The organism is Lentzea sp. (assembly GCF_036380075.1).
Lineage (GTDB): Bacteria > Actinomycetota > Actinomycetes > Mycobacteriales > Pseudonocardiaceae > Lentzea.
In genome coordinates this window covers 1-6,326 of the sequence record NZ_DASVFL010000062.1, presented here as the reverse complement: position 1 = coordinate 6,326, position 6,326 = coordinate 1, and the positions used below count along the sequence as shown (strand labels likewise).

Sequence of the window (6,326 nt, the reverse complement as noted above, 5' to 3'; positions counted from 1 at the left end):
CGCGCCCTGGATGCGGGCGCGTCGCGACATGCCGTGCGTCAACGCCTGGATGTGCCGCAGCGCCCCGTCGGGTGAGGTGTAGCCCAGCGCGGCCAGCCGAGCCACGGCCTCCTTGGTGGTGAGCCGCAGCGCCTCAGTCGGCACGCCCGCCACGGACTGGAGCAGCGGCCGGTAGAAGAGCTTCTCGTGCAGCCGCCGGACCTGGTTGGCGTGCTTGCGGAACTCCGCGAGCAGCACCTGTCCCTCGGACTTGCGGCCGTCGGCGTGCAACCCGATCGACCGCGCCAGCCAGCGCAACGCCGCCACGTCGTCGTCGGCCGGGAAGAGGTGCGTGCGCAGTAAACGCTGCAACTGCAGCCGGTGCTCCAACGTGCGCAGGAACCGGTACGAGCGCCCGAAGTCGGCCGCGTCCCCGCGCCCCACGTACCCGCCGGTGCCCAGCGCGGCCAGCGCGGCCGTGGTCGCCTGGATGCGCAGGTCCTCGTCGGACCGGCCGTGCACGAGCTGCAGCAGCTGCACCGCGAACTCGACGTCGCGCAGTCCGCCGCGGCCGAGCTTCAGCTCGCGGTCGGCGAGCCCGGACGGCACGTGGTCCTCGACGCGGCGGCGCATCGCCTGCACGTCCTCGACGAAGTTCTCGCGTTCGGCGGCCGTCCACACATACGGCCGCACGACGTCGAGGTAGGACTGGCCCAGCTCGGCGTCGCCCGCGACCGGCCGCGCCTTCAGCAGCGCCTGGAACTCCCAGGTCCGCGCCCACTTCTTGTAGTAGGAGGCGTGCCCGTCGAGCGTGCGCACCAGCGCACCGGCCTTGCCCTCCGGCCGCAGCGCGGCGTCGACCTCGAAGCACGACTGGCCGGCGATCTGCATCATCGTGCTGGCGAGCCGGGTCGCCACGCCCAGGTCGCCCTCGGCGACGAACACGACGTCGACGTCGCTCACGTAGTTCAGCTCGTTCGCGCCGCACTTGCCCATCGCGATGACGGCGAGCCGGCAGCGGTCGGCGCCGTTGACCTTCTCGGCGGCGAGCTGCAACGACGCCCGCAGCGCGGAGACGGCCAGGTCGGACAGTTGCGCCGCGACCGTGTCGTACGGGACGAACGGCAGGTCGGGCTCGACGACGTGCGCGAGGTCGTCGGCCGCGATGAGCAGCAGCCTCGCCCGGTACTCGGTGCGCAGCACGTCGTCGGCGCCGAGATCGAGCGACACGTCGACCTCACCGGTCAGGGAGCGCCAGCGGCCGGGGTTGACGACGAGGAAGTCCGACAGCGCGGTCGACGAGCCGAGCACGGCGAGCAGGCGGCCGCGCACCTGCACGTCGTCGTGCAGCGCGGCCGACAGGGCGTCCCAGTCGGCGACGGGCCGCAGGCGTTCGAGGCCGCGCAGCGCGAGGTCGGGGTCGGGGCTGCGGGACAGCGCCGCGAGCACCGGTTCGGCGCCGTCGGCGGGACGGCGGTCAGCCCACAGGCCGAGCCCGCGCAGCACTTCCTCGCTGCGCGCCTCGGTGAGCCCGAACCTTGCTGGTGACGCGTGGCGGACTGGTTCGCTCATCGGGGACCAACCTAGTCCCCGCCGCGTCAGAAGACGATCAGGGAGAGCCCGTAGAGCACGACGGCGACGCAGCCGGCGAAGCTCGCGTACGCGGGGACCTTCTTGTCGCCCGACAACGCGCGGATGCCGACGACGAACAACGTCACGACGAGCACCGTGGCCAGCAGCGTGGCGCCGAAGACCTGGAGCAACGCCATCCAGTCGACCTTCATGCCGCCACCTTGTGCAGTTCGGCCTGGGCCGCGACCTCGTCGACGATGTGCTCGGGCTTGACGGGCTCGCGCCGCGCCAGCATCCAGATGCCGGCCGACACGACGAGACCGATGACGGCGACGCCGATGATGCCGACGGCGCCGGTGGACGCCCACTTGCCCGCGAGCGCGCCGACGATGCCGGCGGCGGGCAGCGTGAGCAGCCAGCCGGCGGCCATCTTGCCCATGGTGCCCCACTTGACGCCGCGGCGGTCGCGGCCGAGGCCGGAGCCCATGATGCCGCCGGACGCGACGTGCGTGGTGGACAGTGCGAACCCGAGGTGCGACGACGCGAGGATGGCCGTGGCGGTCGAGGTCTGCGCCGCGAAGCCCTGCGCGGGCTCGATGGTCGTGAGGCCGCGGCCCAGCGTGTGCGTGATGCGCCAGCCGCCGAGGTACGTGCCGAGCGCGATCGCGAGACCGGCGCTGATGATCACCCAGGTGGGCGGGCCGGAACCGGGCGCGAGCGAGCCGGACGTGATCAGCGCCAGCGTGATGATGCCCATCGTCTTCTGGGCGTCGTTCGTGCCGTGCGCGAGGGAGACGAGCGAGGCGGACGCGACCTGGCCGACCTTGAAACCGGTGTGCGCGACGCGCGGGTCGGCGGCCTTCTTGAGCCGGTAGACGACGATCGTGGCGATGGCCGCGACCAGTCCTGCGACCAGCGGCGCCACGATGGCGGGCACCAGGACCTTGTCGACGACCTTGGCGAAGTGGATGGCGTCCACACCGGACGCGACCCAGGCCGCGCCGATCAGGCCGCCGAACAACGCGTGCGACGAGCTCGACGGCAGGCCGACGTACCAGGTGACGAGGTTCCACATGATCGCGCCGACCAGCCCGCCGAAGATGACGGCGGGCGTGATCTGGGCGTCGTCGACGATCCCCCCGGAGATGGTCTTGGCCACCTCGACGGAGAGGAACGCACCTACGAGGTTGAGCACCGCCGACAACGCGACCGCCGTGCGGGGCTTGAGCGCGCCCGTGGCGATGGAGGTGGCCATGGCGTTGGCCGTGTCGTGGAACCCGTTCGTGAAGTCGAAGATGAGAGCAGTGATGACGACGATGATCACTACAAGAGCGGGATCCACAGTGATCCTCCGGCTGGATCGAACAAGCTGTCCAGGAGGTTACGGTACCGCCAACGGAGGATGTCTTAAAACCTACGAAAGTAACGTCACACCAACGGAAGTTGTGTGCCCAAACGTCCCGCGGGCGACAGTTCTCCCCGCACCAGCTTCGCGAACCGGGCGACGAACGGCTGCCACACCTCCTCGAAGTCGCGGTGCGCTTGTTCGAGGAACTCCTGGTCGAAGTGGTGCGCCCGCGCGCACGCCGCCGAATCAGGATCCTTGGCGGCCCAGTTCAAGACGATTTCCGGCGTCGTCTCGATGTGGAACTGGAGGCCGTAAGCGCTCTCCCCCACCCGAAACGCCTGATTGGGATATTTCGGGGACGCGGCGAGGTGTTCCGCGCCGGGCGGCAGCAGGTGCACCTCGTCGTTGTGGAACTGGAGCACATCGGGCGTGAACGGCAGGTCGGCGAACAACGGGTCCCGGCCCGACGCGTCGCGCTTGGCGACGAGCAGCACGCCGACCTCCGGCCCTTGTGGACCCTTGCGCACCTGACCGCCGGTGGCCGCCGCGAGCAGCTGCGCACCGAGGCAGATCGCGAGCGTCGGCACCCGCTGCGCGACGGCGTTGGACAGCAGCCGCCGCGCGTCGGCCAGCCACGGGTGGTCGAGGTCGTCGAGCGCCCCCATCTCACCGCCGAGGCACACGACCCCCTGGTAGCCGTCGAGCGTCGCCGGCGCGGCCTGTTCCTTCAACGGCACGAGGTCGAGCTCGACGCCTTCGGCTTCGAGCCAGTCCCCCAGCTTCGCGAGCGGGTCGGACTCCGAGGGCTGCAGGACCAGCAGACGCGGTGCGTTCACGCACTTGAGCCTATGTCGGCAGCGGTCAGCAGTGACACGCGACCTTGGAAACGTCCGATCCGGTGACCCCGTCCGACTCGATCGGGTACCCGGCTTCCCGCCAGGCCGTGATGCCGCCGGAGAGGCGCTTCACCCGGAAGCCTCTCCGCGCGAGCTCGAGCGCGCCCTTGGTCGCGGCGTTGCACTGGAAGCTCTCGCAGTAGCAGATGTAGACGAGGTCGGGATCGAGGTCCGCGAGCCACTCGGGGCGCTCGGGCCGCTCGGTCAGGTCGCGGTAGGGCAGGTTGATCGCACCGGGGATGCGTTCCTTCGCGAACGCCTCGGGTGCCCGCGTCTCCACGAGGACGTAGCCCGTCGTGTTGCCCGTCTGGAGGTCGCGGTGGACGTCGTCGGGGTCGGCCTCGAACGCGAGCTCGGCGGCGAAGAAAGCAGCCGCGGTGTGCGGGTCGGCGGCGGGGAAGCGCAGTGCGTTGGTCATGCCTCTGATCGTGCTCGGGGAAGGTCTGCACCGACATGCGGAAGTCCAGGCGTTTCCGCCGTTCTCCCTATGATTTCCAGGTGGACCTCGACGAAGTGGACTGGAAGATCCTGTCGCTGCTGCAGTCCGACGGACGGATGTCGTTCACGGCGCTGGGCCGCGTCGTGTCGCTGTCCGCGCCGGCCGTAACCGAACGGGTCCGGCGCCTGGAGTCGCTCGGGGTGATCACGGGCTTCACGGCGGTGGTGTCGCCGGCGAAGCTCGGGCTGCCGATCGAGTCGATCGTCCGCGTGCGGGTGCGGTCGCTGGACACGCCCCGGTTCCGGTCGCAGGTGCTGGTGCTGCCGCAGGTCCTCGACGCCGACCACGTGACGGGCGACGACTGCTGGCTGCTGCGGGTCGTGTGCCGGTCGATGGGTGAGCTGGAGGAACTCGTCGAGGTGATGCAGCGGTACGGGGACACGACCACCTCGCTCGTGTTCTCGTCGCACGTGCGGGACCGGCCGCTGTCGGCGGAGCTGTTCGACTAGGTGCTCGTGCGGATCAGTGCTTCCACCAGAACTCCGCCCAGTCGTCCAGCGGTTCGTAGCCGATGCGCTGGTAGATCGAGTTCGAGACGGGGTTGGTGAGGTCGGCGAAGAGCAGGACCTCGGCGGCGCCCCGGGCCAGGGCCCACTGGGTGATCAGGGCGCTGGCCGCGGCGCCGTAACCGTGTCTGCGGTGTTCGGGCGGGGTGTAGACCGGGCCGATTCTGGTCATGCCCGCCTGGGGGAGGCTGCCGGCCGCCCAGGCGACCGGGGTGCCGTCCACCTCCCAGAGGGCGTGGCCGTTTCCGAGGCGCAGGGAGCCGCGGACGAAGTCGGCCGGGGACTCGGGTGAGGCCTCCGGGACCGCCTCTTCGAGGAAGGCCTTGCGCCAGGTGGCCAGGAGCTCGACGTCGTCTTCGGTGGCCGGGCGGCCGACGCCTTCCACGATGGGCGGGACCAGTTCGTCCAGGCGGTAGAGCCTCGTGGCCAGCGACTCGGTGAACGGTCTGCCCGTCGCTGTGGCGAAGGCCTCGGATTTTTCGCGCGGGCCGGTTGCTCCGGGCGCGTCCGGGTCGATCTCGTCGGTGAGTTCGACCGCCAGGGAGACCGCGACCAGGGGGAGGTCTGCCGTTTGGAAGGGCCAGGGTGGGGTGCGGACCAGGGAGCCGACGAGCTCGCCGGCTTCGTGGAACGTGATCAGGAGCGGGGCCGGCTCGTTCGGCAGGCGGCGGATGCGGTCCAGTGAGGTGATCGCCACTGTGTTGCGCACCGGGTCGGCTGCCAGCCGGGCGTGCGCTACCTCGTCGAACGACTCCAGGGTGGTGTGCACTACCGCGTCCATGGGTCTCATCAGATCAGGGACGGCAAGTGAGATTCCGGGTCCGGACATGCAGAAGACCCCTGAGGGGAGCACCGAAGTGCTCGACCCTCAGGGGTCTTCTGAAAGATTGTCCGGCGGCGACCTACTCTCCCACACCGTAACCAGTGCAGTACCATCGGCGCAGAAGGGCTTAACTACCGGGTTCGGAATGGGACCGGGTGTTTCCCCAACGCTATAACCACCGAAACACTATGGAATTCACAACCCAAACCCCGAACCGACAAGGACTTCACCCTGTCAGGGGTTCGATCGGTTCTGGTTGTTCTCCCAGAACCGCACAGTGGATGCGTAGCGTCTTTGTAACAAGTCCTCGGCCTATTAGTACCAGTCAGCTCCAACCGTTACCGGTCTTCCACCTCTGGCCTATCAACCCAGTGGTCTAGCTGGGGGCCTTAACCCACAAAGGGTGGGATACCTCATCTTGGAACGAGCTTCCCGCTTAGATGCCTTCAGCGGTTATCCCTTCCGAACGTAGCCAACCAGCAATGCTCTTGGCAGAACAACTGGCACACCAGCGGTCCGTCCGTCCCGGTCCTCTCGTACTAGGGACAGCCTTCCTCAAGTATCCTACGCGCGCGGCGGATAGGGACCGAACTGTCTCACGACGTTCTAAACCCAGCTCGCGTACCGCTTTAATGGGCGAACAGCCCAACCCTTGGGACCTACTCCAGCCCCAGGATGCGACGAGCCGACATCGAGGTGCCAA

At 69.0% G+C, this 6,326-nt stretch carries 7 protein-coding genes and 2 rRNA genes; 1 reads left to right on the top strand and 8 read right to left on the bottom strand.

The annotated features are described in order from the left end of the window. The 5 genes from VF330_RS07725 to VF330_RS07705 all read right to left on the bottom strand — a co-directional run. Nucleotides 1–1,551: bifunctional [glutamine synthetase] adenylyltransferase/[glutamine synthetase]-adenylyl-L-tyrosine phosphorylase (locus VF330_RS07725; protein ID WP_330850814.1), on the bottom strand; the 1,551-nt coding region annotated here is incomplete at its 3' end. Nucleotides 1,552–1,577: 26 nt separating this feature from the next. After that, entirely contained in the window at nt 1,578–1,763 is a 186-nt protein-coding gene (locus VF330_RS07720) for a hypothetical protein (protein WP_330850813.1), read from the bottom strand. Beyond that, nucleotides 1,760–2,893: an inorganic phosphate transporter gene (locus tag VF330_RS07715; RefSeq protein ID WP_330850812.1), complete on the bottom strand. Its 1,134-nt coding sequence runs from the start codon at nt 2,891–2,893 to the stop codon at nt 1,760–1,762. Before VF330_RS07715 ends, VF330_RS07720 begins: the two co-directional genes overlap by 4 nt. A gap of 86 nt (nt 2,894–2,979) precedes the next feature. Then, nucleotides 2,980–3,735 (bottom strand): type 1 glutamine amidotransferase, encoded by a 756-nt coding sequence (locus VF330_RS07710; protein WP_330850811.1) that lies wholly within the window; start codon nt 3,733–3,735, stop codon nt 2,980–2,982. Between the two features lie 25 nt (nt 3,736–3,760). Beyond that, nucleotides 3,761–4,213 carry a rhodanese-like domain-containing protein gene (locus tag VF330_RS07705; protein WP_330850810.1) on the bottom strand — a complete coding sequence of 151 codons (453 nt, stop codon included), beginning with the start codon at nt 4,211–4,213 and terminating at the stop codon, nt 3,761–3,763. A gap of 80 nt (nt 4,214–4,293) precedes the next feature. On the opposite strand from VF330_RS07705, the gene VF330_RS07700 reads away from it, so the two are divergent. Continuing rightward, entirely contained in the window at nt 4,294–4,743 is a 450-nt protein-coding gene (locus tag VF330_RS07700) for an Lrp/AsnC family transcriptional regulator (protein WP_330850809.1), read from the top strand. A gap of 13 nt (nt 4,744–4,756) precedes the next feature. Here VF330_RS07700 and VF330_RS07695 read toward each other — a convergent pair whose 3' ends face one another. The 3 genes from VF330_RS07695 to VF330_RS07685 form a co-directional block, all read right to left on the bottom strand. Continuing rightward, on the bottom strand, nt 4,757–5,581 hold the full coding sequence (locus VF330_RS07695; protein WP_330850808.1) for a GNAT family N-acetyltransferase: 825 nt from the start codon (nt 5,579–5,581) through the stop codon (nt 4,757–4,759). Between the two features lie 108 nt (nt 5,582–5,689). Beyond that, nucleotides 5,690–5,806, bottom strand: a 5S ribosomal RNA gene (gene rrf / locus VF330_RS07690). A gap of 112 nt (nt 5,807–5,918) precedes the next feature. Next, a 23S ribosomal RNA gene (locus VF330_RS07685) occupies nt 5,919–6,326 on the bottom strand; the annotation flags it as partial.